Source organism: Pseudoalteromonas haloplanktis ATCC 14393, from assembly GCF_000238355.1.
Taxonomy (GTDB): domain Bacteria; phylum Pseudomonadota; class Gammaproteobacteria; order Enterobacterales; family Alteromonadaceae; genus Pseudoalteromonas; species Pseudoalteromonas haloplanktis.
Genome location: NZ_AHCA01000003.1, coordinates 183,770 through 208,590, shown reverse-complemented (window position 1 = coordinate 208,590; position 24,821 = coordinate 183,770). Strand labels below are relative to the sequence as shown.

Sequence of the window (24,821 nt, the reverse complement as noted above, 5' to 3'; positions counted from 1 at the left end):
AGTAAATAGATAATAAAAGGTGAGGGGATGGCCGAACAATTAAGATGGGTTTTAATCATTATCAGTGTAGTAGTCATTGGTGGATTATTAATACATGGCCTATGGTCAGTGCGTAAGAAAGATGCACCCACTGCGACAAATGACGAACGGGTTGAGCCTGCGGATCATCAAGCACCTATTGAGCGTCAAAGTGCACCTGAGCCAGTCTCTCATGCTGAGCGTGACGAACCGCAGTTTGGCGATTTAAGCTTTAGCGCAGAAGACAAGCAGCCCCAGGCTAATTCATTTACAGCGCCAGAGCCGGAGGAGGCAGTAGTTGCCCCTGCAGAGCCTCAGGATGAGGTCATTACTGAGCCTGAGCAAGAGCCTGAACAGCCTGCAGCCAGTGATTTTATCATCGTGCATATTCAAATGCCGGAAGGCTTAAATATGGAAGGCAGTAAATTATTGCCAGCTGTTAACACCCTTGGCTTTAAATATTCTGAAGAAGGTTTTTTTAATCGTCACTTAGATCCAGCCGGCCACGGACCTGTGTTATTTCGCTTAGTTAACATGTACAACCCAGGCACGTTTGATATTGATAATATGGAACAATTTAGTACTGCCGGGATCAGCTTATTTATGACCTTACCGTGTGATGGTGACGGCCTTGCAGCATTTAATATGTTACACAGTGCAGCTAAAAAGTTAGCGGATGAATTTGGCGCCACTATTTTAGATTCACAGCGTGAAGCAATGACGGTTGATAGCGTGCGCGAGTATGTTGAAAAAGTGAGACGTTTCTCAGTTTAATCATTTGCTATGTATAAAATTAATTAGTTAAGAGTTTTATAAGCCACTTAATGATGACTCGTTAAAGTGGCTTTTTTTATGTTTTTTGAGGTCAGTATGTCCACTTTAGTGTTAGCGCAAATTACGCAACTTCGTCAGCAATTAGAAGATCATAATCACAATTATTATGTGCTTGATAAACCGAGTATTCCAGACGCCGAATATGATCGCCTGTTACGGGAATTAAGTGTACTTGAGACTGATAATCCCCAGTACATGAGCGCCGACTCTCCCACCCAGAAAGTAGGTGGAGCTGCGCTTGCCAAATTTGAGCAAGTTACACACCAAGTTCCTATGTTGTCGTTAGATAACGCTTTTAGTGAAGAAGAATTCAGTGCTTTTAACCGTCGTATTAAAGAGCGCTTGATGGACAATAACGAGCTGACATTTTGCTGCGAACCAAAGCTTGATGGTTTAGCGGTCTCTATTTTATACCGCAATGGTGTGCTTGTGCAGGCCGCAACTCGCGGTGATGGTCACACCGGTGAAAATATTACCACTAACGTAAAAACAATTCGTAATGTGCCATTAAAGTTACGCGGTGATGATTTTCCCGAGGAAATTGAAATCCGTGGTGAAGTATTTATGGATAGCGCGGGGTTTGAAAAACTTAATGCTGAGGCTGCAAAGCGTGGTGAGAAAGTGTTTGTTAACCCCCGCAATGCCGCTGCAGGTAGTTTACGTCAATTAGATTCAAAAATTACCGCTAAACGTCCGCTGATGTTTTATGCCTACAGTATTGGTGTTGTTACCAATGGAGAGTTGCCAAGTGATCATTATCAGCAATTGGCTAAGCTCACAGATTGGGGGTTACCACTTTGTCCAGAAACTAAATTAGTAGAAGGGCAGCAGGCTGCTTTAGATTACTATCATGACATTCTTGAGCGACGCAGTGCGCTGAAATATGAAATCGATGGTGTGGTGATCAAAATTAACAACAAAGCCATGCAAGAACGTTTAGGCTTTGTGGCACGTGCGCCGCGCTGGGCTATTGCGTATAAGTTCCCAGCTCAAGAAGAGATCACTCAGTTACTTGATGTTGAATTTCAAGTAGGCCGCACAGGGGCAATTACACCCGTTGCCCGTTTAGAACCGGTGTTTGTTGGTGGGGTTACAGTATCGAATGCAACCTTGCATAATCGTGATGAAATAGACCGTTTAGGGGTTAAAATTGGCGACACGGTGATCATCCGCCGGGCTGGTGATGTGATCCCGCAGATTACTCAAGTGGTAGTAGAGCGCCGCCCAGCAGATGCGAAGGAAATAGAGTTTCCGGCTACGTGTCCAATTTGTGACTCCCATGTTGAGCGCATCGAAGGTGAAGCTGTTGCGCGTTGTACAGGTGGCTTGGTATGTCAAGCACAACGCAAAGAAGCAATTAAGCATTTTGCTTCACGAAAAGCACTCGACATAGATGGCCTTGGCGATAAAATTGTTGAGCAGCTGGTGGACAGAGAGCTTATTAAAACCCCAGCAGACTTATTTATTCTTAAGCAAGGGCATTTTGAGTCACTTGAACGTATGGGGCCAAAATCTGCAAAAAATTTAGTTGCAGCACTTGATGATGCGAAACAAACAACATTAGCTAAGTTTTTATACTCTTTAGGTATTCGAGAAGTTGGTGAAGCGACGGCGCAAAACCTAGCCAATCACTTTTTGACCCTAGAAAAGGTCACCACGGCAACCACAGAAGCGTTAGTTGAAGTCAGTGATGTGGGTGAAATTGTTGCCAAGCATGTTCGTGGTTTTTTTGCTGAACAACATAATTTAGACGTTGTAAATGCATTAGTTGAGCAGGGGATCCATTGGCCTGAGTTAACTCCTCCAAGTGAAGACTCACAGCCACTTGCGGGCTTAACCTATGTGTTAACTGGCACTTTAAATGAGCTTAACCGTAATGATGCTAAAGCTCGCTTGCAACAATTAGGCGCAAAAGTCTCTGGTAGTGTCTCTGCAAAAACAGACGCCTTAATTGCGGGTGAAAAAGCAGGCTCTAAGTTAACGAAAGCGCAAGACTTAGGAATTAATATACTAAGCGAAGATGATTTAATCGCGTTACTGGCGCAACATAATGGATAGTGTTATTACACTTTTTCAGGACTTAGCACTGACTTTCGGTCAGTGGCTAAAACCGTACTTGTATAATATTGCTTTATTGTTGGTGGTTTGTATTGTGTCTCTGTATGCCAATGAGATCATTAAAACCACGAAACGATTTGTAGCAAGGCGTCATTTTATTATGAGGGTGGCTGCTTTTGTATTGGTAACTGGGTTCGGCTTTGGCTTATTAGTGGTATTTGTGACACCGTTAATTAGTCAGTTACTGATGCTTTTTGGCACGCGTTGGCTTGCAGTTACCACGATCACTGCATTTATCCTACTCGGTATTTTAGCTGATAGGAAAAATCAGCTATGAAAAGGTATGGACCTGAGTATTGGGATAAATACGGCACATACCGTACACCGATAGCATTTCATTTGAGTTTGTTGATTTTGCTGCGAGCATATTTTATTTGGATCATTGCGGCACTTAGCCGCCGTCCTGAGCTTGATTTGATGTCGTTGGTATTTCGATCGAAGAGTGATTTTTTCAGTGCTTTGGCCATCGGTGCAATCGCGATTATTCCGGCAGTGGTGTTTTGTCTGCGTAGGCCGCAAAAAAATGCCGCTAGTGCGGCACGCTTTGCGCGAATATGGCGTTTTATGCGCTGGCCATTATTGGTTTGCGCTGCAATAGATTTAAGCTGGTTAGTTATTCAAGCGGCGCATAGTTATTATCAATTTTCGATGTTTTTAGCCTTACAGATGGTGACTGTATTGTGGGTGTTACTGTATTTAGCGAAAAGCCGTTATCTAACGGTATTTTTTAATGATTGGCCTGATCCAGAAACTGATAATAAACGCCATTAACAAATGCAAATTAAGAGGAGCTGCAATGCAAGCAATTAATAAACGATTGGCGCTGATCGTCGGTTGCTTTGGTGTAGTATTAGTATTGTTGAGTGTATTTACTGAGTTATTACAACAGGCTTGGTTCATATTTTTAATTGCTTTATGGCTGTTTGTATTTAGTTCATGTTGTTATCGCCTTACGCTACTCTTTAAAGCACGTAATCCTTTAGATAAATTTATTCAGCGAGAGCAACAGCACCTTTTATTGTTTACTTTGTCAGGATTTTTCGACAGGGTTCATGGCCCACAGTGGTTGGTAATTGATAGTATTGAGAAAATACAGTGTCGGGATGACCAATGCACTATTTTTTCCAGCGAACAGCAGCAATGCACGATAGGCTTACCTGCTTCTCAAGCTGAACTTTTAGATTACTTTAATAGCCTTTTTACAGAACATGAAAAGCTGTCAATTACCATCGTATGAAATTAAACCTTGATTACCACGGTATTAGTTAGTTCAACAATAAAACCGTAGGAGGTATAGCATGCAGCAGCAAGTTGGCCTTGGTGGTAGCTGTCATTGGTGTACGGAGGCGATTTTTAGTGCACTAAAAGGGGTTGTTAAGGTGGAGCAAGGCTGGTTTAAAACGACAGAGCAAGGTAGTCAATTTAGCGAAGCAATAAGGCTTTACTTTGATCCAGAAAAAATCAGTCTGATTGATTTAATCGCTATTCACATTGATACCCACAGCGCGACCAGTACTCACAGTATGCGTAATAAGTACCGTTCGGCTATTTATGTTTATAGCGACGAGCAATATGATGCTGCGTTACAGGGCTTAAATTTAAAGCAGGCTGATTATCTTGCTCCTTTGATCACGCAAGTGTTCAGCGCAGGGGAGTTTAAACACTCACCAAGTCAGTATCAGAATTATTATTTTTCAAACCCAAACAAACCCTTTTGTGAAGTGCGAATAAACCCTAAGCTCGCAATGCTATTAGCGCGATACCGTGATAATGTAGATTACAGTAAATTAGCCCATCTTAGTCAATGAGGTCAGTTATGTTGAATTGGAATGATATTTTAAACTTTGCCACAAATGGCAACCCAGAGCCGAGCCGCAAAGTCGTCAAAACAGAGCAACAATGGCGAGAACAATTAAGCGAAGAAGCTTTTTATGTTACTCGCAATAAAGGCACTGAGCGTCCGCACAGCTCTGACAGCTGCACTTTGTTTGAACCAGGTAAGTACGCCTGTATATGCTGTGATAACTTACTGTTTGATGGCGATGAGAAGTTTGACAGTGGCACTGGTTGGCCATCGTTTACTCAACCTGCGCAAGTTAATTCAATCGCGTATAACAGTGATAAAAGCCACGGCATGCAACGAATAGAAACGGTGTGCAATGTGTGTGATGCGCATTTGGGGCATGTATTCCCTGATGGCCCAATGCCAAGTGGCTTACGGTATTGTATTAACGCTGTATCATTGCAAAAGCTGTAACTTAAATTACTCATACAAAGTAACTAAATTTAGCTAACGTTATTATAATTGTTTATTTTTTTTATCTGGCTCTTCTAAACTGGCAAGCGTCAGTCCCATTGCTGTCGCTTGCATAACTATTTTATTGAAGCGTTGCTGTTGCTCATTATCTAATGATGTTGAATTGAGAAGCGCATAGCATTTTTTTGCCATTACTAGATTTAATGTGTGGCCATTTTGCTTGTTACTATCAAATAGACATTGTAATAAATTTAATGCAATGCTGGGGTTACGAGGCATGATCCTAAATGCTTGAGTAAAGGCTTCAAGCGCGGTATTTAATTGGCCACGATTAAACTGAGTCACAGCATGGTTGTTTAGTTCTTTCGGCCCCATTTTTATATCGCGGCGCTCGCTTTGTTGCTGTTGAATATACCGTAAATAGATAGGATCACTGACCGTTGGGTGACGCTCACAATGGCTGATAATCTGGCTGAACAGTGATTGCGCTTTATGATGAAACCCCAGCTCATGAAATGCTTTTGCTTTATCAAGTGCGCCATCCACCGAGCGAATATGATTATCGTCATCATCAAGCTGTTCGATCAGCATTTTGGCTTTTTGATGCTCGTCCTTTAGGTAGTGCAGGCGGGCATTTAAAACATCAATCTGTGCTTGATTATGGCTATTAGGAAACTGGCTTTTTAAGTCTGTTAAATATTTATTTGTTTGTCTAGAAATACGTTGAATTTGGTCGCTTTGATCTGTTGTAAGAGCAAAGTCAATACCTGCACGCGCTGCATTTAAATACACATCAGGGTGATCGTGGATTGAGTGCTTAGCAAAATTAGCGATGTCTTTTCGCGTAATATAATTCTTTTCATAGTCGTGGTTGATCAAGGAAACATGGCTCAGTGACTTTTGACGCTCTATATTTCGTGGTGCAATATCAACTGCTTGGCTTAAAAAATCTTGAGCTAACTCAAATTGATTCAGTTTGATTTCTAACTTACCAAGTAAATCCAGTGCAACTAATCGTGTTTCATGACGCTGCAGCATTGTCTTGAGCATTCTTTGTGCAAGAATGTGCTCATTATTTGCAATTAACGCTTCCACTAATCCAACTTTGGCCCAAGCGAACTTCTGAATATCTAATACGGACTTAAAAAAATCCTTTGCAACATCAGCACGTTTTAAGCGAAGTAGGGCATCGCCTTTTAAACGTAATAAGATCGCACTATAAGCATTGCCTTTTTTATCAAGCGCAGTGTTGATCTCTTTTAATGCTTTTGAGTCATTACCATCGTCAATGAAGTTGTATATTGTTTGGAGGTTATTCTTACGTAGTAAAATTCGTTCTATACGTGTCTTGAGATCATATACTGTAAAAGGTTTGACTAAAAAGTCGTCAGGCTGCAGCTCTAAAACGCTATGAACAAGCGAGCCGCTAGTTTCAGCAGAAATGAAAATAAAGCCGGTAGAATGTTTTATTAGGCGTTTTACCCGTAGCTCTTCATATAGCTGATAGCCATCTTGATTTTTACTCAGATTAAACGAGCACACAATGAGGTCAAATTGTTCTGTGAGACACTGCTCTTTAGCTGAATTAGCATGCTCAGCAAAGCGTAACTGCCGAAAGCCTAGTTTTTCGAGCGATTGTTTCATATAGCTTTGGGCAAGAGGTTGCTCTTCCACTATTAATATTTTGGCATTAGAAAAAATCTTTGCTGGCATTAGACTTGTGACCACATGAACGTATCAGAGACTATAATAAACAGTCTAGTCGCTGACAAGGGAATTTAAAATTTAATACCGCAACCAAATTTAATTCGATCATCAATAAAATGTGATTGCTATAATTATCTATTAAAGAAAATATTTAAATAGGTTGATGTTTGTAAAGAATTTGCGAGTTTAGAAGTTCTACTATTAATAGGATTATTAAGGTGTTTTATATGTGGTGGCTTATACTGGACTTGAACCGGTGACCTTCGCCCTTACTTGTAAATGGCGGTGATGCTTTTTTTAGTAACTAAGCTAACGGACTGATTTTACGAAAGGATTTATATGTGGTGGGTGATACTGGACTTGAACCGGTGACCTTCGGCCTTACTTGTAAATGGCGGTGATGCTTTTTTTAGTAACTAAGCTAACGGACTGATTTTACGAAAGGATTTATATGTGGTGGGTGATACTGGACTTGAACCAGTGACCTTCGCCCTTACTTGTAAATGGCGGTGATGCTCTTTTTTAGTAAATAAGCTAACGAACTGATTTTACGAAAGGATTTATATGTGGTGGGTAATACTGGACTTGAATCAGTGACCTTCGCGCTTACTTGTAAATGGCGGTGATGCTTTTTTTAGTAACTAAGCTAACGGACTGATTTTACGAAAGGATTTATATGTGGTGGGTGATACTGGACTTGAATCAGTGACCTTCGCTGCTCTCCCAACTGAGCTAACGACCCGGATAGAATATCAGATGCGTAACACTTTAAATTAAAGTGGTGGGTGATACTGGACTTGAACCAGTGACCCTCGCCTTGTAAGGGCGATGCTCTCCCAACTGAGCTAACGACCCGGATAGAATATCAGATGCGTAACACTTTAAATTAAAGTGGTGGGTGATACTGGACTTGAACCAGTGACCCTCGCCTTGTAAGGGCGATGCTCTCCCAACTGAGCTAACGACCCATATTACAATTTTAAAACGTGACTATTAAAAATAATAGTACTGGACTTTAACCAGTGAACCTCGCCGTTTGTAAATAGCGGTGATGCTCTCTTTTCTTGTAACTGAGTTCGTGACCCATATTACAGTTAATATAATAGATTTTATATGTGGTGGGTGATACTGGACTTGAACCAGTGACCCTCGCCTTGTAAGGGCGATGCTCTCCCAACTGAGCTAATCACCCACATATAAACTTATATTATATTCTCACCATTCTAAGCATGGTGGGTCGTACTGGACTTGAACCAGTGACCCTCGCCTTGTAAGGGCGATGCTCTCCCAACTGAGCTAACGACCCATATTACAACTTTAAAACGTGACTATTAAAAATAATAGTACTGGACTTTAACCAGTGAACCTCGCCGTTACTTGTAAATAGCGGTGATGCTCTCTTTTATTGCAACTGAGCTAACGACCCATATTACAACTTTAAAACGTGACTATTAAAAATAATAGTACTGGACTTTAACCAGTGAACCTCGCCGTTACTTGTAAATAGCGGTGATGCTCTCTTTTTTGTAACTGAGTTCGTGACCCATATTACAATTAATATAATAGATTTTATATGTGGTGGGTGATACTGGACTTGAACCAGTGACCCTCGCCTTGTAAGGGCGATGCTCTCCCAACTGAGCTAATCACCCACATATAAATTTATATTATATTCTCACCATTCTAACAATGGTGGGTCGTACTGGACTTGAACCAGTGACCCTCGCCTTGTAAGGGCGATGCTCTCCCAACTGAGCTAACGACCCGGATAGAATATCAGATGCGTAACACTTTAAATTAAAGTGGTGGGTGATACTGGACTTGAACCAGTGACCCTCGCCTTGTAAGGGCGATGCTCTCCCAACTGAGCTAATCACCCACATCTGAATAACAACTCATTGCTGCGTTGTTGTGGGGCGCTATTATAGATAGAGTTGTAAATGTGTCAACACTTGAATGAGTAAAAATGTTTTAGATGCAGCTTTTATAATCAACGAACCTGTATTGAGATTGTTTTCTAGTCAATTCACTGTGTTTATTACATAAGTAAAATCAGTTTATGTATTTTATGACGTGCTATTTCAATCTCTGTGTGAAAATAGTTCTCTGCTGAGTTCCTGTGTTTTTGATCATTAGCTTTCTTAGTTGTTAACTAGAAGCGTATTAAAGCTGTTTATGCTTAATCTGGGCTGGCGAATATTATTGAAAGCATTTTGGCAGTTCTGTTTACTCATAAAAGAAAATAAGAAACAACATTAACTAAAAACGTATTAGGGTAGGGAAGCTATCCTTTATTTATATTCTCTAATAATTGCCTGACACTTAATGGCTAAAAAGTACAAAAACACAGTCACTTTATTTTGCATATAAATGTATAACATATTACTCTGCTGATCAGAGCAGCTTAAACAATCAAGGTAACTTTGTTTTTCCGTTTTAGCTTCAAATTTTGTTTCGAAACAGTGGCTTTGCGCGTATTTTAAACAGCGTGGTTTATTCGTTATTCAGTTTGCTGAAAAATAAACCATTTGAATAAAGTTACTGAAAAAAATGTTGACATTATTTGGGTGGCTGCATAGAATGCGCCCCGCACTCAGCGATACACAGCACGCTTTAACTGCGTAAGTGTTTAGCAAAATAATAAGTTGGGGCTATAGCTCAGCTGGGAGAGCGCTTCGCTGGCAGCGAAGAGGTCTGCGGTTCGATCCCGCATAGCTCCACCAATTTATTTAAGTGTTCGTCCTAGGGTAGCAGTTTTCTGTGTCCCCATCGTCTAGAGGCCTAGGACACCGCCCTTTCACGGCGGTAACAGGGGTTCGAATCCCCTTGGGGACGCCACTTAACTTTTTAGTTAAAGGCGGTTTAACCGAGAAAATAGCGAACAAATTAGGCTCGAGTCTTAATTTGTATTAATCGCAATTACCTTAACAGCTCAGGATGTGAGTCTAACTAATCAATTGTCCTAGTGACACATTTCTGTGTCCCCATCGTCTAGAGGCCTAGGACACCGCCCTTTCACGGCGGTAACAGGGGTTCGAATCCCCTTGGGGACGCCACTTACTGTTTACAGTAGGAAGTGTTATTAACAAAGCTCGCCTGAAACGAGTTTAACCATTCAGTTGTCCTAGTGACACAGAAAATGTTTCTGAGAAGATAATGCCATTCGCCTCGCAGGCTCGGCTCATCTTACGCAGAAATAGCAAATCAGTGATTTGCAAACCAATTTCTGCGTCCCCATCGTCTAGAGGCCTAGGACACCGCCCTTTCACGGCGGTAACAGGGGTTCGAATCCCCTTGGGGACGCCACTTCCTTATTTTTAATAGGAAAGTGTAGTGTTATTAAGAAGCTCGTCTGAATCGAGTTTAACTATTCAGTTGTCCTAGTGACACATTTCTGTGTCCCCATCGTCTAGAGGCCTAGGACACCGCCCTTTCACGGCGGTAACAGGGGTTCGAATCCCCTTGGGGACGCCACTTACTTATTTTTTAATAGGAAAGTGCAGTGTTATTAAGAAGCTCGTCTGAATCGAGTTTAACTATTCAGTTGTCCTAGTGACACATTCTTGTGTCCCCATCGTCTAGAGGCCTAGGACACCGCCCTTTCACGGCGGTAACAGGGGTTCGAATCCCCTTGGGGACGCCACTTACTTATTTTTTAATAGGAAAGTGCAGTGTTATTAAGAAGCTCGTCTGAATCGAGTTTAACTATTCAGTTGTCCTAGTGACACATTCTTGTGTCCCCATCGTCTAGAGGCCTAGGACACCGCCCTTTCACGGCGGTAACAGGGGTTCGAATCCCCTTGGGGACGCCACTTACTTATTTTTTAATAGGAAAGTGCAGTGTTATTAAGAAGCTCGTCTGAATCGAGTTTAACTATTCAGTTGTCCTAGTGACACATTCTTGTGTCCCCATCGTCTAGAGGCCTAGGACACCGCCCTTTCACGGCGGTAACAGGGGTTCGAATCCCCTTGGGGACGCCACTTACTTATTTTTTAATAGGAACGTGCAGTGTTATTAAGAAGCTCGTCTGAATCGAGTTTAACTATTCAGTTGTCCTAGTGACACATTCTTGTGTCCCCATCGTCTAGAGGCCTAGGACACCGCCCTTTCACGGCGGTAACAGGGGTTCGAATCCCCTTGGGGACGCCACTTACTTATTTTAAGTAATGTATAAAGCAGTGTAATGCCGGACTTTCTATTCGCATGTTATCAAGAGTGCTAACTCTTAAAAATTAACAGTGCTAAATAACATTTCATAGTTATCTTCATTATTTATAAAATAATCACATCTAAATCTTTACTGTAATCCAAGATAAGTTAAAATTTTCTGACCGCTGACCGCTGACCGCTGACCGCTGACCGCTGACCGCTGACCGCTGACCGCTGACCGCTGACCGCTGACCGCTGACCGCTGACCGCTGACCGCTGACCGCTGACCGCTGACCGCTGACCGCTGACCGCTGACCGCTGACCGCTGACCGCTGACCGCTGACCGCTGACCGCTGACCGCTGACCGCTGACCGCTGACCGCTGACCGCTGACCGCTGACCGCTGACCGCTGACCGCTGACCGCTGACCGCTGACCGCTGACCGCTGACCGCTGACCGCTGACCGCTGACCGCTGACCGCTGACCGCTGACCGCTGACCGCTGACCGCTGACCGCTGACCGCTGACCGCTGACCGCTGACCGCTGACCGCTGACCGCTGACCGCTGACCGCTGACCGCTGACCGCTGACCGCTGACCGCTGACCGCTGACCGCTGACCGCTGACCGCTGACCGCTGACCGCTGACCGCTGACCGCTGACCGCTGACCGCTGACCGCTGACCGCTGACCGCTGACCGCTGACCGCTGACCGCTGACCGCTGACCGCTGACCGCTGACCGCTGACCGCTGACCGCTGACCGCTGACCGCTGACCGCTGACCGTTCACACTTAGTTACAAATTGCTGCAATTGTTTATTTTGCTGCGCTTGTTCCATTTTTAATAAAGCCATAAACTCAATGGGTTATTAAAAAATGGATGATAAAATGAAATTAACAAAAATAGCCGTTGCGGTACTACTGACAACAGGTTTAGCTGCTTGTAGTAATAGCTCAGTAAATAATACCAACGAAAAAGCGAGTGCGGTACAGTCTGCTTATCCAGGTATTACTTTAATTGAATCAGTTGCGGCGAATGCTGCTGAGATCAGTATCCCCTATAAAAAATATCAATTAGATAACGGCCTTACCGTTATTGTGCATGAAGACCACTCAGACCCTTTAGTGCATGTAGATGTCACATATCATGTTGGATCTGCCCGTGAAGAACTAGGTAAATCTGGTTTTGCCCACTTTTTTGAACACATGATGTTTCAAGGCTCAGAAAATGTTGCTGATGAAGAGCACTTTAAAATTATTACTGAAGCGGGTGGAACACTCAATGGAACTACTAATTCAGACCGCACTAATTACTTTGAAACTGTGCCGGTAAACCAACTAGAAAAAATGTTGTGGTTAGAAGCTGACCGTATGGGCTTTTTACTCGATGCAGTAACCCAAGAAAAATTTGAAGTACAACGTGAAACAGTTAAAAATGAACGTGGTCAGCGAGTTGATAACCGCCCATATGGCCGCTTAAACGAGCGAGTGTCTCAGGCACTTTACCCAGATGGTCACCCATATTCTTGGCCAGTGATTGGGTTTATGGATGATTTAAATCGCGTAAATGTAAATGATTTAAAAGCATTCTTTTTACGCTGGTATGGTCCAAACAATGCAACGATCACTATTGGTGGCGACATTAACGCTGAAGATGTCTTACCATTAGTAAGTAAATACTTTGCCCCCATCCCACGTGGGCCAGAAGTTGTTGATGCCGAAAAAGTTGCAGTGACCCTTGAGGCTGACCGTTATATTTCAATGGAAGATAAAGTTCATTTGCCTCTGCTAAGTATGAATTTTCCAACTACTTATGCACGTGCTGCAGATGAAGCACCACTTGATATCCTCGCTGAGATCATTGGTGGTGGTAATAACTCATTACTTTATAAAAACTTGGTTAAAACACAGCTTGCAGTTCAAGCGGGTGTTAGTCATCCGTGTCGTGAGCTGGCGTGCTCATTAAGTATTTATGCCTTACCGAACCCTGCCTCAGGGAAAACCCTGGCAGACATTGAAAAAATTGTTCGAGATTCGTTTACTGAGTTTGAGCAACGTGGCGTAACACAAGATGACTTAGATAAAGTCAAAGCTAAAATTGAGTCAGGCGCTATTTTTGGCTTACAAAGTGTAGCAGGGAAAGTTTCTCAGTTAGCTGCATTTGAAACTTTTACAGGTAACCCTAATTTTATTCAGGATGATCTTGCGCGCTACAATAGTGTTACGAAAGCAGATGTGATGCGTGTATTTAATCAATATGTGAAAGGCAAAGCGGCAGTGATAATGAGTGTTGTGCCTGAGGGCCAACGTCAGCTGATTGCGGCAGAAGATAACTTCACACCCATTTCGCATGACTTTGGTGGCCCTTCAACAACCAGTGCTGATGATTTAGTTGCTCGTAAAGCTGTTGATACTTTTGACCGCAGTAAACAGCCTACAGCGGGTGTTAACCCTGCTGTAGAAGTACCTACATTGTGGCAGACAACAACAGCAAACGGTATTGCTGTGCTTGGAACCCAAAGTATCGAAACACCTACTACGTCCATATTAATCAAAGTGCCTGGTGGGCAATACAGTGAACAAGCTGAAAAAGTGGGGTTAGCTGCTACAACCGCAGCGATGCTCAGTGAATCAACGCAAAACTACACCACAGAACAAATGAGTGGCGCGCTTGAAAAATTAGGCAGCACTATTCGCATTTCTGCAAACAGCACACATACTAATATCTTTGTATCAAGTTTAACTAAAAACCTTGATGCGACATTGGCATTGGTTGAAGAAAAACTCTTTAACCCGGCTTTCAGTGAAGAAGACTTTAACCGTAATAAACAACAAAGTATTCAAAATATCCAGCATGCTCTAAAAGATGCTGGGTATTTGGCGAGTAATGCTTACAGTCAATTATTGTATGGCGATAGTATTGCAGCACTACCAAATGGGGGAACTCTTGCCAGTATCGAAGCGATCAGCCTAGATGATGTGAAAGGTTTTTATAACTCAAACTTTAAACCGCAAGGCAGTGAAGTTATTGTAGTGTCTGATTTAGAACAGCAAGCACTACAAGCAAAAGTAGCCGCAACCCTTGATAACTGGGAAGGTAAAGCGCCAGCGTCTTCAGCCCATTTTGAAGAACCAAAGGTCGCAAGTAATGTCATCTACCTTGTAGATAAACCAGATGCGCCGCAATCAGAAATCCGTATCGGTAAGCGCGATATGATAGAAGATATTACCGGTGAGTTCTTTAAAGCAAACTTAATGAACTTCGCATTAGGTGGTAACTTTAACAGCCGTATAAATTTAAACCTGCGTGAAGACAAAGGTTACACATACGGAGCACGCACCAGTTTTTGGGGAGATGCAACTTCTGGTGGCTTTACCGCATCAGCAGCTGTGCGTGCGGATTCTACCGCCGCGTCTATTGTTGAATTTACCAAAGAGCTAAATAACTATGCGCAAAATGGAATAAGTGATGATGAACTAAGCTTCATGCGCAAAGCAATTAACCAAAAAGATGCATTAAAATACGAAACACCAAATGCCAAGCTAAGCTTTTTAGCGCAAATTCTTGAACATGATTTACAGCCTAGTTTTGTCAAAGAACGCAATAAAATAGTCAGTACAATCAGTAAAGAAGAAATTAACGCCTTGGCTGCAAAGCACCTCAATACCAAAGACATGGTATATGTAGTAGTAGGTGATGCAAAATCACTTAAACCCGAGCTTGAAAAGTTAGGTATGAAAGTAGTTGATTACACACTTTAAGCAGCAGTTTTAAGCGGCTTAATAGCCGCTTAAAACCTAAATTTAGTCTTTTCTCTGATGGAGATTGAACGCACATTAATCTATAGTTAGTTTATAATGTTAAGGGAATTATCATGTTACTCCATCGTTTGTTACTTTTATTAATCAGTCTATTATTTTTATCAGCCTGTAATGATCAAGACTCAAATATTGCCTTAGGCACTTTAGAACGTGAGCGAGTGATCCACCCAGCAACAAGCAGTGAAGTATTAATTGCGTTACCTGTTATCAGTGGGCAAGTTGTTAAACAAGGCCAAGTGATTGCGCAATTTGATTCAGTATTACAGCAAGCTTTGGTTGATAAAGCAGATGCACAACGACAACAAGCACAAGCAAATCTCGATAAAGTACTCAATGGCGCGCGAGTAGAAGAAGTTGCTGCAGCCAATGCTAAAGTAGCGGCAGCCAAAGCTGCACTAACGCAAAGTGAAGCGAATTTTCAACGCGCTAAATTACTCGTTAAAGATAAGCTTGCCAGTCAAGAAACGTTGGACAGAGCTATCGCCAACAAAGATGAAAACTCAGCTAATTTAGAAAGTGCACAACAGCAGTTAAACGAACTGGCCAATGGTGCCCGCATTGAAGATATTCAAATAGCAAAAGCGCAACTGCAAGCCAGTATTGCTGAACTAAAAGCACAACAAAAGCAACTTGATGATTTAACAATTACTGCCACTCGTGATGGTTATTTAGATAATTTACCGTGGAATATTGGTGAGCGAGTAACCAAAGGTAGCCCAGTGGCAATTGTATTAGCATCGGGCGCGCCTTATGCGCGGGTGTATATACCTGAACCATACCGGGTTAAATTAAAAAAAGGGATGGCACTGAGCGTAACGGTTGATGGTCTTAACCAACAGTTCACAGGTGAGTTAACGTGGATCTCAAGTGAGCCCGCTTTTACGCCGTATTATGCACTGAACCAAGAAGAACGTGCACGCTTGATGTATTTAGCCGAAGTGCAATTAGATAAGTCGGCAGTCGAGCTTGCAAGTGGTGTACCTGCGCAAGTGATTTTGCCATGACGCAGTGCGTGATCAAAGCGACACAACTCGACAAATACTTTGGTGACCTAAAAGCAATCGACCAATTAGATCTTGCAGTTGAAAAAGGCCAGATATATGGCTTTTTAGGCCCTAATGGCTGTGGTAAAACAACCGCAATACGCATGCTTACAGGGTTACTACAACCGACAAATGGACACATTGAAGTACTGGGTTTACAACTCCCCCGTGATGCAGAGCAATTACGAACTAAACTTGGTTATATGACCCAAAAGTTTTCTTTATACGGCGATCTTACCGTGTATGAAAATTTAAATTTTATCGCCAGCTTATACTCATTTTCTAGTGCAGAGCGTCGTACTCGCATTGATGAACTGTTACATTTATATGGCTTAGATGAACGGGCCACGCAACTAGCAGCGAGTATGAGTGGTGGGCAGCGGCAACGCTTATCGTTAGCGGCTGCGGTGATGAATAAGCCGAAAATTCTATTTTTAGATGAACCTACATCAGCAGTTGACCCACAAAACCGTCGTGATTTTTGGGAAACATTGTTTGATTTGAGTAGTACTGGCACCACCATTTTAGTCACCACGCATTATATGGACGAAGCAGAGCGTTGCCATAAACTGGCCATTCTGGAAGCTGGCGTAAAACGTGCTGATGGTACACCAAAGCAACTTATGGCAGACATGAATGCACATGTCATTGAAGTGTCGGGTGCACAAACGCGGCAGTTGAAAAGTGACTTAGCAAACTTACCCGAAGTACTTTCTGCTACACAATTAGGCGCACAATTAAGAGTATTAGTGCGTAAAGATATTTCGCAGCCATTAGAGTTTCTGCGTACTCAAAAATTTGTTAACAGAGATTGGCAACTTCATCAGGTACGACCCAGTTTAGAAGATGTGTTTGTCACCTGCACCGGGCAGGGTAGACAATGAGGGCTTCACTATGGCGGGTATTTGCTATATTCAACAAAGAGTTATTGCAACTAAAACGCGATAAAATGACGTTTGGCATGGTGGTGATGATCCCGCTTATTCAATTAATGTTATTCGGCTATGCCATAAATACCAATGTGAAAGATATTCCTGTGGGAGTTGTAGATCACAGTCAAACCGCGTTAAGCCGAGTATTGATACAAACTGTGCAAGCCACTAATGTGGTGAATTTTACGCAGCAATTTACTAGCTTGGAACAGGCACAACGAGCGATAGCCAGTGCGAAGGTACGGGCCGTTTTGTTTATTCCTAAAGATGTTGATAATCGCTTAGTACAACACCCAAGCGTTGGGCTTGGCTTACCAGAGTCAGTAAGTGAAACAGTAACTCGGCCAATAGCGCAGTGGCTTGTTGATGGCTCGGATACGGTAATCGCATCAAGTATCAAGGCACTACGAATGATGCCATTAAACGAGCTTTTAGATAAACCCGCCAATCGTACTTTCCCGACGTTTGAAGTAACCTTATTTTATAACCCTGAACAACGAACTGCTGTTAATATTGTTCCCGGTTTAGTCGCAGTTATATTAACGATGACCATGATAATGTTCACCTCTGCAGCGATAGTGCGAGAACAAGAACGCGGTAATATGGAGTTATTAATTACATTGCCCTTGAGCTCATTAGAACTGATGCTAGGAAAAGTGATCCCTTATGTATTTATTGGTTTTGTGCAGTTGTTTATTATTTTAGGTATGGGGCACATACTGTTTAACATTCCATTTGGGGGGAATTTAGCCGCGCTAGCCCTAGCTACTTTGCTTTTTATTTGTGCCAGTTTAGTACTTGGTTTAGTGCTTTCAACAATCGCTAAAAACCAATTACAAGCAATGCAAATGACCGTATTTATTTTATTACCGTCAATTTTGTTATCTGGTTTTATGTTTCCTTATGAGGGAATGCCGATTGCTGCGCAGTGGATTGCGCAGTGTTTACCTGCAACGCACTTTATGCGACTAATTCGTGGTATTGTACTCAGAGATGTTGAGCTTCTAAATATGGCTATGGATTTACTGTGGTTATTTGCTTTTACAGTAATCGGGCTGCTGGTAGCAGCAATGCGCTTTAAGAAAACATTAGATTAAGTCATTTCAAAAAAGTGCCTTGGTTTAGGCACCTTTCATCATTACAGTCTCATGCAGTTAAAACTGGTTGTTGTCTTTTTTCTGGATCAGTTCAATTGCATAGCCATCGGGATCTTTTACAAAGGCGATTTCTGTGGTGCCGCCTTTTACAGGACCGGGCTCACGGCTAACATTGCCCCCTGCGGCTTTGATATCTGCACAGGCTTTATAGATATCATCAAACTCAATAGCAATATGACCATAAGCATTGCCTAAATCGTAGCTGTTGGTATCCCAGTTGTAAGTCAGCTCTAATACCGTGCTGTCTTTTTCATCGCCGTAGCCTACAAAGGCGAGTGTGTAACGGTATTCTTCGTTGTCCGCGCGGCGTAGCTCTTTCATGCCCAGTACTTGCGTGTAAAACGCAATTGATTTATCTAGATCAGCAACCCGTAGCATGGTGTGTAGTAAACGCATTTAAATCCCCTTGATTTTGCTTTAAATTCACATAATTCTTAAGAGCGCAGCTACTTTGTGACTATTGCTGCGCTGTTAAAATATCAATAATCCGATTATAAATGATTTCGGTGAGCATCACAGTATCATTACCGTTAGTATTTATAAACTGCACTACAACTGTGTCGATATCCTTGTAAAAGCGAGCGATGCTTGAATAACCTAACACCCAACCAGTGTGCTCATATCCGTAAAGTGAGGCATATAAAGCTTGCTCTTGTGCGTTGAAAAAAGTGCCTTTGTTTAAAGCAATAACAAAGTCACCCACATCGTGTGCTGTTGCCACATAGCCTTGATCGAGTGCTTTAAAATCATGTTTATAACCCACATAATAGCCACTCATCAAATCTGCTAAATTGATTTCATGCACTGATGAAAACGTATGCGTTAGGCCCAGTGGCGTTAAAATTTCATCTTTAATAAATTGGTTATGATCATAACCTAGTACATTAGACATGATCCTTCTGAGCAACAAATAATTCGTATTTGAATAGCCGTAATCAGTATTTGGGCTAAAGTCAGCGGGTCTATCGAGTACTAATGCCAGCGGATCAGGGTATGTAATTGACCAATCATAGTTATCTGTGTCTGTATAATTGGGAATACCACTGCGATGCTTTACCATCATTCGCAATGTTATTTTATCTGCGTTTTCAACACGGCCAATTAACGACGGCATGTAATCGGCCAGTGTTTTATCCACATCAATACGTCCAGCGGCGGTAAGCTTAGTTAAAGCCGCTGCATCATATAACTTTCGGATACTGCCAATTTTAAAAAGTGCACTAGGGTAAGCGGGTATTTTTTGCTCTCGATTATGCCAACCCTGCGCAAAATACTCCGGTTGTTGTCCTTGCTTATGAACATACACAATAATGCCATCAACCCCTTGCTCGATAGCTTCAATCGTCTGCGCTTGAACGGTTGCAGGTAAAGGGGATAAGTAATATAAAGCAAATTTCCAAGGCGCAAAAAAGTATATACTTGAGAAGGTGATAATTAGTGCCGCAATGCGCATTAATGTGAGTGCTTTTTTATTTTTTAGTTGCATTACTGCACTTCCTGTTTAGTCCTCAACGTTTTAGTAACCTAACCTTTAAATATAACTCGCGCAATTACACGCTTAGCAGCAATGCCATGGACATTGCTGCTATTGTCATTATTGAATCGCTTTACTTTTTAACCTTGCCCTTAAGTACATAGATCTCACCATCAAAACTGCCTTGAATCGTCAAGCCTTGTCCAGCTAACTCTTTTAGATACTCAATGTGTTCTTCAGTGATATGTTGGCCTGGAACCAACAGCGGAATGCCCGGAGGGTAGGGCGTCACTAAACCGGCACAGATGCGGTTGTTGCTTTTGCTAATAGGCACCGATTCACGCTCGCCATAAAACGCATCACTTGGAATACAAGCCAAATCTATGGCTGGTAAATTCTCTGGTAAGCGAGAGCGCCTCATTGATGTTGCTAATTTCACTTTACCGCTATCGAGTTTCTTAAGCGCGTTATACAGACGAATGATCTTCGAACGCGTCCCGCCAAGTGTCAGTAGAACTAAAATGGTGCTGTGCGTGTATTTTTCTATTTCTAAGCCAATTTCATCGAGCAGGAATTTATGAATATCTTTTAACGAATAAGGTAATTCACTGATGTCGATGAGAATTTTAAGCGGATCGTGGCCCATGTTATCGCCACTAAAGTGTGGAAATATGTTCATAAAGTCTTGCTTACCAAGTACTTTAATATGCTTGAGCGAGGCCATTTGTTGTTTAAACTCTGCTACATGGTTTAACAAGGCATTGAGTAGCTTATAGCCTTCCATCTCCAACTGCTTTTGGCACACGTCTAGAGACGCGATAAGCTGATACTTTGGTGATGTACTGGCGTAGATACTGTAAATTTCGCGAAAGAAATCGGCATCGAAATCAGGGTCGTTAACATGAATATAAGACGCCTGAGAGAACGCTGAGACCACCTTATGCGCTGAATGCGTGACATAATCAGCGCCAGCATGAATGGCTGAATAATGGCGTAGGCTGGGGTGAAAAAGAGAGTAAGCAAACCAAGCTTCGTCGATAAACACTTTAATACCGTGTTGATGGGCAAATTCTACCACTTGTTTTAAGTCGCTAAGTAGGCCATCGTAAGTACAACCAGTTAAAACTAGCAGCTTCGCATCGGTATTTTGTTCGATCGCTTGTTTAATGTCGGCCAACGACGGTGGCGCGAAGATGCCATATTTAGGATTTAAAATACTCGACAAATAAATAGGGAAACTAGCAGATTGCAAGATGCCATAATGTACAGACTTATGGCAATTACGGTCGATGATCACTTTATCACCCTTGCGCAGCAGCGTCTGTAAGATGATTTTATTTGAAGTTGATGAGCCGTTAGTTACGAAATAGGTATGCTTGACTTCAAACGTCGCCGCTGCTGACTCTTGCGCACGGCCAATGGTATTGGTGCTATCTGACAATGAGCCTAACGAATCGACCGAAACCGACAAGTCGCCAACAAATACATTACGGCCATAAAATTGATAAAAATCTTTAATATAAGGGGAGTTTCTAAAACTAGAGCCACCGCTGTGACCTGGTGTATGCCATGAATCGTTCGATTCGCCAACATAACGACGATATGCAGTCCAAAACGGGGTTTCTGAGCGGTCATCAAAGTCGTTGATCATATAACCTAAAATCGCTTCTGGGTCAGAAATCACTTCATCTTTAAAAAAGAAAGACTCAATCTCCTCAGACTCGTTGACTATTTCTAGGCCTTTCGTGTCGTCACCGATAACATAAACCGGCAATTCAAGGCGGATCCCCTTTAATTGCTCAATAAAGCGGCTATACGTGCGTTCACCAACTTTGTTACTTAGATCCCAACTGAGTACCACAGCTTGAATATCACCATCTTCCTCTACAGACTCCAACGCTTGCTTGAGCTCGAGGCGTTCAATAATATCGATATGAATATCATTGCGCTCAAAATTAGGGATCGTTTTCGACAGGTTAGTCGAAAGCTCTTGTAAGGTGGTAGGGTCTTGCTCAATCAACAAGATACGAAGTAAAGGTAGCATAGGAATTCCCACAATAAAATTTCATGATGCTCAACAGCATAACTAAAGGATTGACACTTGTGAAATTAATAGTTTGAAAATGTTTGATTAAATGCGCTATTTCACGAACGCGTTTGTTAAGTATACTCGACAGGTTTTGATATTTATCTGAGCAGCTTTATCCTTAAACTCACATAAACCTTTAATAATACCACTATGCATTTTGGCTTACGCACCACACAGGTATAACGCCGTGAAGAATAAGCCAGTGATGCACGTCACTTTAAATACTTTGGGGATCACTTTTTCAAGTTTTTGTTCAACCGCAACTACATTTTACCCATCGCAAATTTGGTACGATTTGGTACGCGGTCGATGTGAGTGTCTACTGCTACAGGCTAGCCGGAGGGTAATAAAGGTAGATATAAAATATGTCTAATCGCACAAGGGTAGGCTGATTTTTGCTAGAAGCGTTTGCTCAGATAAAACTCGTCTCTGCCACAAAGCTTCTAAGGGCTAATATAAAAACCGTTTAATTAGCATCGCTGTACGCAAATTAATCTAATCCATATTCTGGGTGCTTGAACAGGAGATTTTCGTAGTTTTATGACAAACCTCTCCCTAGATTCATATAGCAATTTGGTATAAGTTGAGATTCATAACAAATGACAGGAAGATGGATGAATGCAAACACGGATTACTTTGTTTATAAAGCGTTATGAGCAGGTTTATACTCATTTCAGCCCCCTTCTTTTTTAGGAAAATTACAAACATGTCAGTGGAATTAGTTAAAGAACAAATCCAAAGATTTCTTTCCAAGGATACTCCTGAAGTTCTCGCTATCAAGGGGGATTGGGGAGTAGGTAAGACTTATAGTTGGGAAAAATACATCAAAGAGTTTAAAAACGAGTGTGCTTTAAAATCATATTCCTACGTTTCATTGTTTGGGGTTAACTCTATTTCTGAATTAAAACAAACTACGTTCTTAAATACCATCGATACCAATAGAATTGGCGAAGCACCTAATATCAAAGGCTATTCAAAAAAAGTTGCTGACTTGGTGAAGGATACAAAAATACCTTATGTGAGTAAATATGTTGGAGGTATTGGCAGCTTAATTAGTTCAGTTTCTCAGCTGGCAATGAATAAGACAATAATTTGCTTTGATGATATAGAGCGTCATAGCAAAGGAATCACTATAAAAGATTTCATGGGGTTGGTTTCTTTCTTAAAGGAGCAGAAAGGTTGCAAGGTTGTATTGTTGCTTAACGAGGATGCTGGTGACGACACTTTCAAAGATTATAAGAAATACAAAGAAAAAATTGTAGATAGACAGCTTCACTTCGAGCCAACAGCAAAGCATTGTTTCGATATAATGTATGCTGACGACTTCGAGTTTAGAGATTACGTTCGTGATTGCTGCATTGGATTGAATATAAAAAATAAACGAGTTATCAGAAAAATAGTCGAGCATATAAATGAATTTTTGGAACTTGTTGATGGTTTCGATGACAGTATCAAGAAGCAAGTTATTCATTCGACGATTGTACTCAGTTGGTGCTACTACTGCCACGGAGCAGATGAAATACGCGTTCCAGAGTTTTCATTTGTAAATAGGTTAGGGACAAGAAAGGAAAGCGATGAATTGGGATGGAAAAAAGAAACCACTGCTCGTTGGAATATGACTTTAAGTCGATATGGTTATGCATATTCTGATGAAATCGACTTGGCTGTTGCTCGTGGAATTGAGCAGGGCTTTCTTGATAAGGAAAAGTTGATTCCTCTATGTGAGCGCAAACAAAAAGAGCTAGACATCCAGAAAGCTAGTGAAAAATGGGAGCGTGCTTGGAAACTCTTTCACGGTTCTTTTAATAGCAATGAAAACGAAATTGCTTTAGCTTTTGAAGAGGGAATGAGAGACATAGCACCCAATACGTCCGCTTCGCAATATAGTTCAGGGTTGAAGGTATTACGAACTATTGAGAAGAACGATAAAGCGAATGAGTTGATTGAGTTGTTCATAGATTTAAGGCGTGATAATCCCGAAGCTTTTGATGTTGATAGTGATTTTGCATTTGAAGTTAAAGACACACTATTTGTTGAAAGGTTACGCGAATCATATTTAGAGTTAAAACCAGAACCAACAGTTCAAGAGATAATGGAGTTGAGGCGTGGCTCAAAATCTTACAACACCTCTGAAGCAGCTATATTAGCAAAGCTTGAAGTAGAAGAAATTTATGATTTATTTATGAGTTTTAATGGTGAAGAGTTAACCGAAAACATTCGTGTCTTTTTACTACTTGCTGGAAGCAACGAGGATTTAGCAACTAAGGTTAATGAAGCTCTCAAAAAAATATCAAATATCAGTGGCTTAAACGCATTCCGAATGCGTAAATTTCGAAACTAATACACGCCACTTATAGGTGGATGCTTCAAGACATCTCGACCAACTGTTATTTTGCTTGAGGCAGTGTTGTTTGTTGAGTGATAATAACATTTGAGTGCAATGGGTAGGGAAACTTGGTTTGATGTGCGTAGCCTAGCTGGAAACTTGAAGTAATGCGAAAAATGCGCACTACCCAGAGAGCTAAACTCAGAAATGACCAAAAACAAGAGTGTCTGATGATCAGCTTTTCGCTCAAAGTAGTCACTAACTTACTCTACTTTATCTTTAAACTCACACAAGTCTTCAATAATACAGCTGCCACATTTTGGTTTGCGGGCTACGCATACATAGCGGCCATGTAATATTAGCCAGTGGTGTACGTCTACTTTAAACTCTTTTGGGATCACTTTTTCAAGCTTTTGTTCAACTGCGACCACGTCTTTACCCATAGCAAGCTTAGTACGGTTTGAAACACGGAAAATATGGGTGTCTACCGCGATTGTCGGCCAGCCGAAGGCGGTGTTGAGTACGACGTTTGCAGTTTTACGGCCAACGCCGGGGAGGGCTTCTAGGGCTTCGCGGTTTTCAGGAACTTCGCTGTTGTGTTTATCTACTAAAATCTGGCACATTTTGTACACATTGGCGGCTTTAGAGTTAAATAAGCCGATGGTTTTAATGTAATCGCGCAGCGTATCGTGGCCTAAGTCTAAAATGGCTTGTGGCGTATTGGCTACGGGAAAGAGCTTACGGGTGGCTTTATTAACACCTACATCGGTGGCTTGTGCTGATAGTGTTACCGCTACTAGTAGTTCAAACGGGCTTGAATATTCAAGCTCAGTTTCAGGATGCGGATTTTGCTCACGCAGGCGCGAGAGTATTTCGTAACGTTTTTCTTTATTCATGCA

Annotated in this window: 17 protein-coding genes, 16 tRNA genes and 3 pseudogenes; 21 read left to right on the top strand and 15 right to left on the bottom strand. The window is 41.8% G+C overall.

Going from position 1 to position 24,821, the window contains the following annotated elements; translation table 11 throughout:
* The first annotated feature begins 27 nt into the window (after positions 1-27).
* The 7 genes from zipA (at position 28) to msrB (ending at position 5,227) form a co-directional block, all read left to right on the top strand.
* The gene (zipA, locus tag PHAL_RS0107995; RefSeq protein ID WP_016707878.1) at positions 28-792 is read left to right on the top strand and encodes a cell division protein ZipA; all 765 of its coding nucleotides are present in this window, start codon (positions 28-30) and stop codon (positions 790-792) included.
* 96 nt (positions 793-888) lie between these two features.
* Positions 889-2,910: an NAD-dependent DNA ligase LigA gene (gene ligA, locus PHAL_RS0107990; protein WP_029216072.1), complete on the top strand. Its 2,022-nt coding sequence runs from the start codon at positions 889-891 to the stop codon at positions 2,908-2,910.
* Positions 2,903-3,247: a DUF3392 family protein gene (locus tag PHAL_RS0107985; protein ID WP_016707876.1), complete on the top strand. Its 345-nt coding sequence runs from the start codon at positions 2,903-2,905 to the stop codon at positions 3,245-3,247. Before ligA ends, PHAL_RS0107985 begins: the two co-directional genes overlap by 8 nt.
* Positions 3,244-3,741: a DUF2919 domain-containing protein gene (locus PHAL_RS0107980; RefSeq protein ID WP_016707875.1), complete on the top strand. Its 498-nt coding sequence runs from the start codon at positions 3,244-3,246 to the stop codon at positions 3,739-3,741. Before PHAL_RS0107985 ends, PHAL_RS0107980 begins: the two co-directional genes overlap by 4 nt.
* A 25-nt stretch (positions 3,742-3,766) precedes the next feature.
* A complete protein-coding gene (locus PHAL_RS0107975; protein WP_016707874.1) occupies positions 3,767-4,207 on the top strand; it encodes a hypothetical protein in 441 nt (146 codons plus the stop codon).
* A gap of 61 nt (positions 4,208-4,268) precedes the next feature.
* Positions 4,269-4,778, top strand: a complete 510-nt coding sequence (locus tag PHAL_RS0107970; protein WP_016707873.1) for a peptide-methionine (S)-S-oxide reductase — start codon at positions 4,269-4,271, stop codon at positions 4,776-4,778.
* 8 nt (positions 4,779-4,786) lie between these two features.
* Complete coding sequence (gene msrB / locus PHAL_RS0107965; RefSeq protein ID WP_016707872.1) at positions 4,787-5,227, top strand: peptide-methionine (R)-S-oxide reductase MsrB; 441 nt, start codon at positions 4,787-4,789, stop codon at positions 5,225-5,227.
* A 42-nt stretch (positions 5,228-5,269) separates the two neighbouring features.
* On the opposite strand, the gene PHAL_RS22880 is transcribed toward msrB, so the two are convergent.
* From PHAL_RS22880 to PHAL_RS0107920, 8 genes are all read right to left on the bottom strand, one after another.
* A complete protein-coding gene (locus tag PHAL_RS22880) occupies positions 5,270-6,940 on the bottom strand; it encodes a tetratricopeptide repeat-containing response regulator (protein ID WP_016707871.1) in 1,671 nt (556 codons plus the stop codon).
* Positions 6,941-7,713: 773 nt separating this feature from the next.
* Positions 7,714-7,789, bottom strand: a tRNA-Val gene (locus tag PHAL_RS0107950).
* A 37-nt stretch (positions 7,790-7,826) separates the two neighbouring features.
* Positions 7,827-7,902, bottom strand: a tRNA-Val gene (locus PHAL_RS0107945).
* Positions 7,903-8,050: 148 nt separating this feature from the next.
* Positions 8,051-8,126, bottom strand: a tRNA-Val gene (locus tag PHAL_RS0107940).
* Between the two features lie 38 nt (positions 8,127-8,164).
* Positions 8,165-8,240, bottom strand: a tRNA-Val gene (locus tag PHAL_RS0107935).
* Between the two features lie 270 nt (positions 8,241-8,510).
* Positions 8,511-8,586, bottom strand: a tRNA-Val gene (locus PHAL_RS0107930).
* Between the two features lie 38 nt (positions 8,587-8,624).
* A tRNA-Val gene (locus PHAL_RS0107925) sits at positions 8,625-8,700 on the bottom strand.
* Positions 8,701-8,737: 37 nt separating this feature from the next.
* Positions 8,738-8,813 (bottom strand) — tRNA-Val (locus tag PHAL_RS0107920).
* A gap of 768 nt (positions 8,814-9,581) precedes the next feature.
* On the opposite strand from PHAL_RS0107920, the gene PHAL_RS0107915 reads away from it, so the two are divergent.
* The 9 genes from PHAL_RS0107915 to PHAL_RS0107875 all read left to right on the top strand — a co-directional run bounded on the left by PHAL_RS0107915 (position 9,582) and on the right by PHAL_RS0107875 (position 11,084).
* A tRNA-Ala gene (locus tag PHAL_RS0107915) sits at positions 9,582-9,657 on the top strand.
* Between the two features lie 39 nt (positions 9,658-9,696).
* Positions 9,697-9,772, top strand: a tRNA-Glu gene (locus PHAL_RS0107910).
* A 142-nt stretch (positions 9,773-9,914) separates the two neighbouring features.
* Positions 9,915-9,990 (top strand) — tRNA-Glu (locus PHAL_RS0107905).
* A 174-nt stretch (positions 9,991-10,164) separates the two neighbouring features.
* A tRNA-Glu gene (locus PHAL_RS0107900) sits at positions 10,165-10,240 on the top strand.
* Between the two features lie 92 nt (positions 10,241-10,332).
* A tRNA-Glu gene (locus PHAL_RS0107895) sits at positions 10,333-10,408 on the top strand.
* A gap of 93 nt (positions 10,409-10,501) precedes the next feature.
* Positions 10,502-10,577 (top strand) — tRNA-Glu (locus tag PHAL_RS0107890).
* A gap of 93 nt (positions 10,578-10,670) precedes the next feature.
* A tRNA-Glu gene (locus tag PHAL_RS0107885) sits at positions 10,671-10,746 on the top strand.
* Positions 10,747-10,839: 93 nt separating this feature from the next.
* Positions 10,840-10,915, top strand: a tRNA-Glu gene (locus PHAL_RS0107880).
* Positions 10,916-11,008: 93 nt separating this feature from the next.
* Positions 11,009-11,084 (top strand) — tRNA-Glu (locus tag PHAL_RS0107875).
* A 148-nt stretch (positions 11,085-11,232) separates the two neighbouring features.
* On the opposite strand, the pseudogene PHAL_RS24750 reads toward PHAL_RS0107875, so the two are convergent.
* Both PHAL_RS24750 and PHAL_RS24745 read right to left on the bottom strand, forming a co-directional pair.
* Positions 11,233-11,403 (bottom strand): annotated as a pseudogene (locus PHAL_RS24750) (hypothetical protein); the annotation flags it as partial.
* Positions 11,333-11,869: pseudogene (locus PHAL_RS24745) on the bottom strand (hypothetical protein); the annotation flags it as partial. The pseudogenes PHAL_RS24745 and PHAL_RS24750, both read right to left, overlap by 71 nt.
* A 98-nt stretch (positions 11,870-11,967) precedes the next feature.
* On the opposite strand from PHAL_RS24745, the gene PHAL_RS0107860 reads away from it, so the two are divergent.
* The 4 genes from PHAL_RS0107860 to PHAL_RS0107845 all read left to right on the top strand — a co-directional run bounded on the left by PHAL_RS0107860 (position 11,968) and on the right by PHAL_RS0107845 (position 17,973).
* On the top strand, positions 11,968-14,841 hold the full coding sequence (locus tag PHAL_RS0107860) for a M16 family metallopeptidase (protein WP_029216071.1): 2,874 nt from the start codon (positions 11,968-11,970) through the stop codon (positions 14,839-14,841).
* A 113-nt stretch (positions 14,842-14,954) separates the two neighbouring features.
* Positions 14,955-15,905 (top strand): HlyD family secretion protein, encoded by a 951-nt coding sequence (locus tag PHAL_RS0107855; RefSeq protein ID WP_016707868.1) that lies wholly within the window; start codon positions 14,955-14,957, stop codon positions 15,903-15,905.
* A complete protein-coding gene (locus PHAL_RS0107850) occupies positions 15,902-16,828 on the top strand; it encodes an ABC transporter ATP-binding protein (protein ID WP_016707867.1) in 927 nt (308 codons plus the stop codon). The genes PHAL_RS0107855 and PHAL_RS0107850 overlap by 4 nt, the downstream gene beginning before the upstream one ends.
* The gene (locus PHAL_RS0107845; protein WP_016707866.1) at positions 16,825-17,973 is read left to right on the top strand and encodes an ABC transporter permease; all 1,149 of its coding nucleotides are present in this window, start codon (positions 16,825-16,827) and stop codon (positions 17,971-17,973) included. The genes PHAL_RS0107850 and PHAL_RS0107845 overlap by 4 nt, the downstream gene beginning before the upstream one ends.
* Before the next feature lie 57 nt (positions 17,974-18,030).
* Here the strand turns inward: PHAL_RS0107845 and gloA are convergent, their stop codons facing one another.
* The 4 genes and pseudogenes from gloA to PHAL_RS24510 all read right to left on the bottom strand — a co-directional run.
* On the bottom strand, positions 18,031-18,429 hold the full coding sequence (gene gloA / locus PHAL_RS0107840; protein WP_016707865.1) for a lactoylglutathione lyase: 399 nt from the start codon (positions 18,427-18,429) through the stop codon (positions 18,031-18,033).
* Between the two features lie 61 nt (positions 18,430-18,490).
* A complete protein-coding gene (locus PHAL_RS0107835) occupies positions 18,491-19,519 on the bottom strand; it encodes a serine hydrolase domain-containing protein (protein ID WP_016707864.1) in 1,029 nt (342 codons plus the stop codon).
* A 121-nt stretch (positions 19,520-19,640) separates the two neighbouring features.
* Complete coding sequence (locus tag PHAL_RS0107830; protein ID WP_016707863.1) at positions 19,641-21,551, bottom strand: aminotransferase class V-fold PLP-dependent enzyme; 1,911 nt, start codon at positions 21,549-21,551, stop codon at positions 19,641-19,643.
* A gap of 96 nt (positions 21,552-21,647) precedes the next feature.
* Positions 21,648-21,925: pseudogene (locus PHAL_RS24510) on the bottom strand (hypothetical protein); the annotation flags it as partial.
* Positions 21,926-22,302: 377 nt separating this feature from the next.
* On the opposite strand from PHAL_RS24510, the gene PHAL_RS0107825 reads away from it, so the two are divergent.
* Positions 22,303-23,937, top strand: coding sequence for a hypothetical protein (locus PHAL_RS0107825; RefSeq protein ID WP_016707862.1), 1,635 nt, complete (start codon positions 22,303-22,305; stop codon positions 23,935-23,937).
* 248 nt (positions 23,938-24,185) lie between these two features.
* On the opposite strand, the gene nth is transcribed toward PHAL_RS0107825, so the two are convergent.
* Positions 24,186-24,818, bottom strand: a complete 633-nt coding sequence (gene nth, locus PHAL_RS0107820) for an endonuclease III (protein WP_029216070.1) — start codon at positions 24,816-24,818, stop codon at positions 24,186-24,188.
* Between the last annotated feature and the right edge of the window lie 3 nt (positions 24,819-24,821).

What these genes read in the sequence shown, in the direction of transcription:
- msrB (WP_016707872.1), top strand. Translation starts at nt 4,787, where the DNA reads ATGTTGAATTGGAATGATATTTTAAACTTTGCCACAAATGGCAACCCA.
- gloA (WP_016707865.1), bottom strand. Translation starts at nt 18,429, where the DNA reads ATGCGTTTACTACACACCATGCTACGGGTTGCTGATCTAGATAAATCA.
- PHAL_RS0107830 (WP_016707863.1), bottom strand. Translation starts at nt 21,551, where the DNA reads ATGCTACCTTTACTTCGTATCTTGTTGATTGAGCAAGACCCTACCACC.
- PHAL_RS0107980 (WP_016707875.1), top strand. Translation starts at nt 3,244, where the DNA reads ATGAAAAGGTATGGACCTGAGTATTGGGATAAATACGGCACATACCGT.
- PHAL_RS0107845 (WP_016707866.1), top strand. Translation starts at nt 16,825, where the DNA reads ATGAGGGCTTCACTATGGCGGGTATTTGCTATATTCAACAAAGAGTTA.
- PHAL_RS0107860 (WP_029216071.1), top strand. Translation starts at nt 11,968, where the DNA reads ATGAAATTAACAAAAATAGCCGTTGCGGTACTACTGACAACAGGTTTA.
- PHAL_RS0107855 (WP_016707868.1), top strand. Translation starts at nt 14,955, where the DNA reads ATGTTACTCCATCGTTTGTTACTTTTATTAATCAGTCTATTATTTTTA.
- PHAL_RS0107825 (WP_016707862.1), top strand. Translation starts at nt 22,303, where the DNA reads ATGTCAGTGGAATTAGTTAAAGAACAAATCCAAAGATTTCTTTCCAAG.
- ligA (WP_029216072.1), top strand. Translation starts at nt 889, where the DNA reads ATGTCCACTTTAGTGTTAGCGCAAATTACGCAACTTCGTCAGCAATTA.
- PHAL_RS0107985 (WP_016707876.1), top strand. Translation starts at nt 2,903, where the DNA reads ATGGATAGTGTTATTACACTTTTTCAGGACTTAGCACTGACTTTCGGT.
- PHAL_RS0107975 (WP_016707874.1), top strand. Translation starts at nt 3,767, where the DNA reads ATGCAAGCAATTAATAAACGATTGGCGCTGATCGTCGGTTGCTTTGGT.
- PHAL_RS0107850 (WP_016707867.1), top strand. Translation starts at nt 15,902, where the DNA reads ATGACGCAGTGCGTGATCAAAGCGACACAACTCGACAAATACTTTGGT.
- PHAL_RS0107835 (WP_016707864.1), bottom strand. Translation starts at nt 19,519, where the DNA reads ATGCAACTAAAAAATAAAAAAGCACTCACATTAATGCGCATTGCGGCA.
- zipA (WP_016707878.1), top strand. Translation starts at nt 28, where the DNA reads ATGGCCGAACAATTAAGATGGGTTTTAATCATTATCAGTGTAGTAGTC.
- nth (WP_029216070.1), bottom strand. Translation starts at nt 24,818, where the DNA reads ATGAATAAAGAAAAACGTTACGAAATACTCTCGCGCCTGCGTGAGCAA.
- PHAL_RS22880 (WP_016707871.1), bottom strand. Translation starts at nt 6,940, where the DNA reads ATGCCAGCAAAGATTTTTTCTAATGCCAAAATATTAATAGTGGAAGAG.
- PHAL_RS0107970 (WP_016707873.1), top strand. Translation starts at nt 4,269, where the DNA reads ATGCAGCAGCAAGTTGGCCTTGGTGGTAGCTGTCATTGGTGTACGGAG.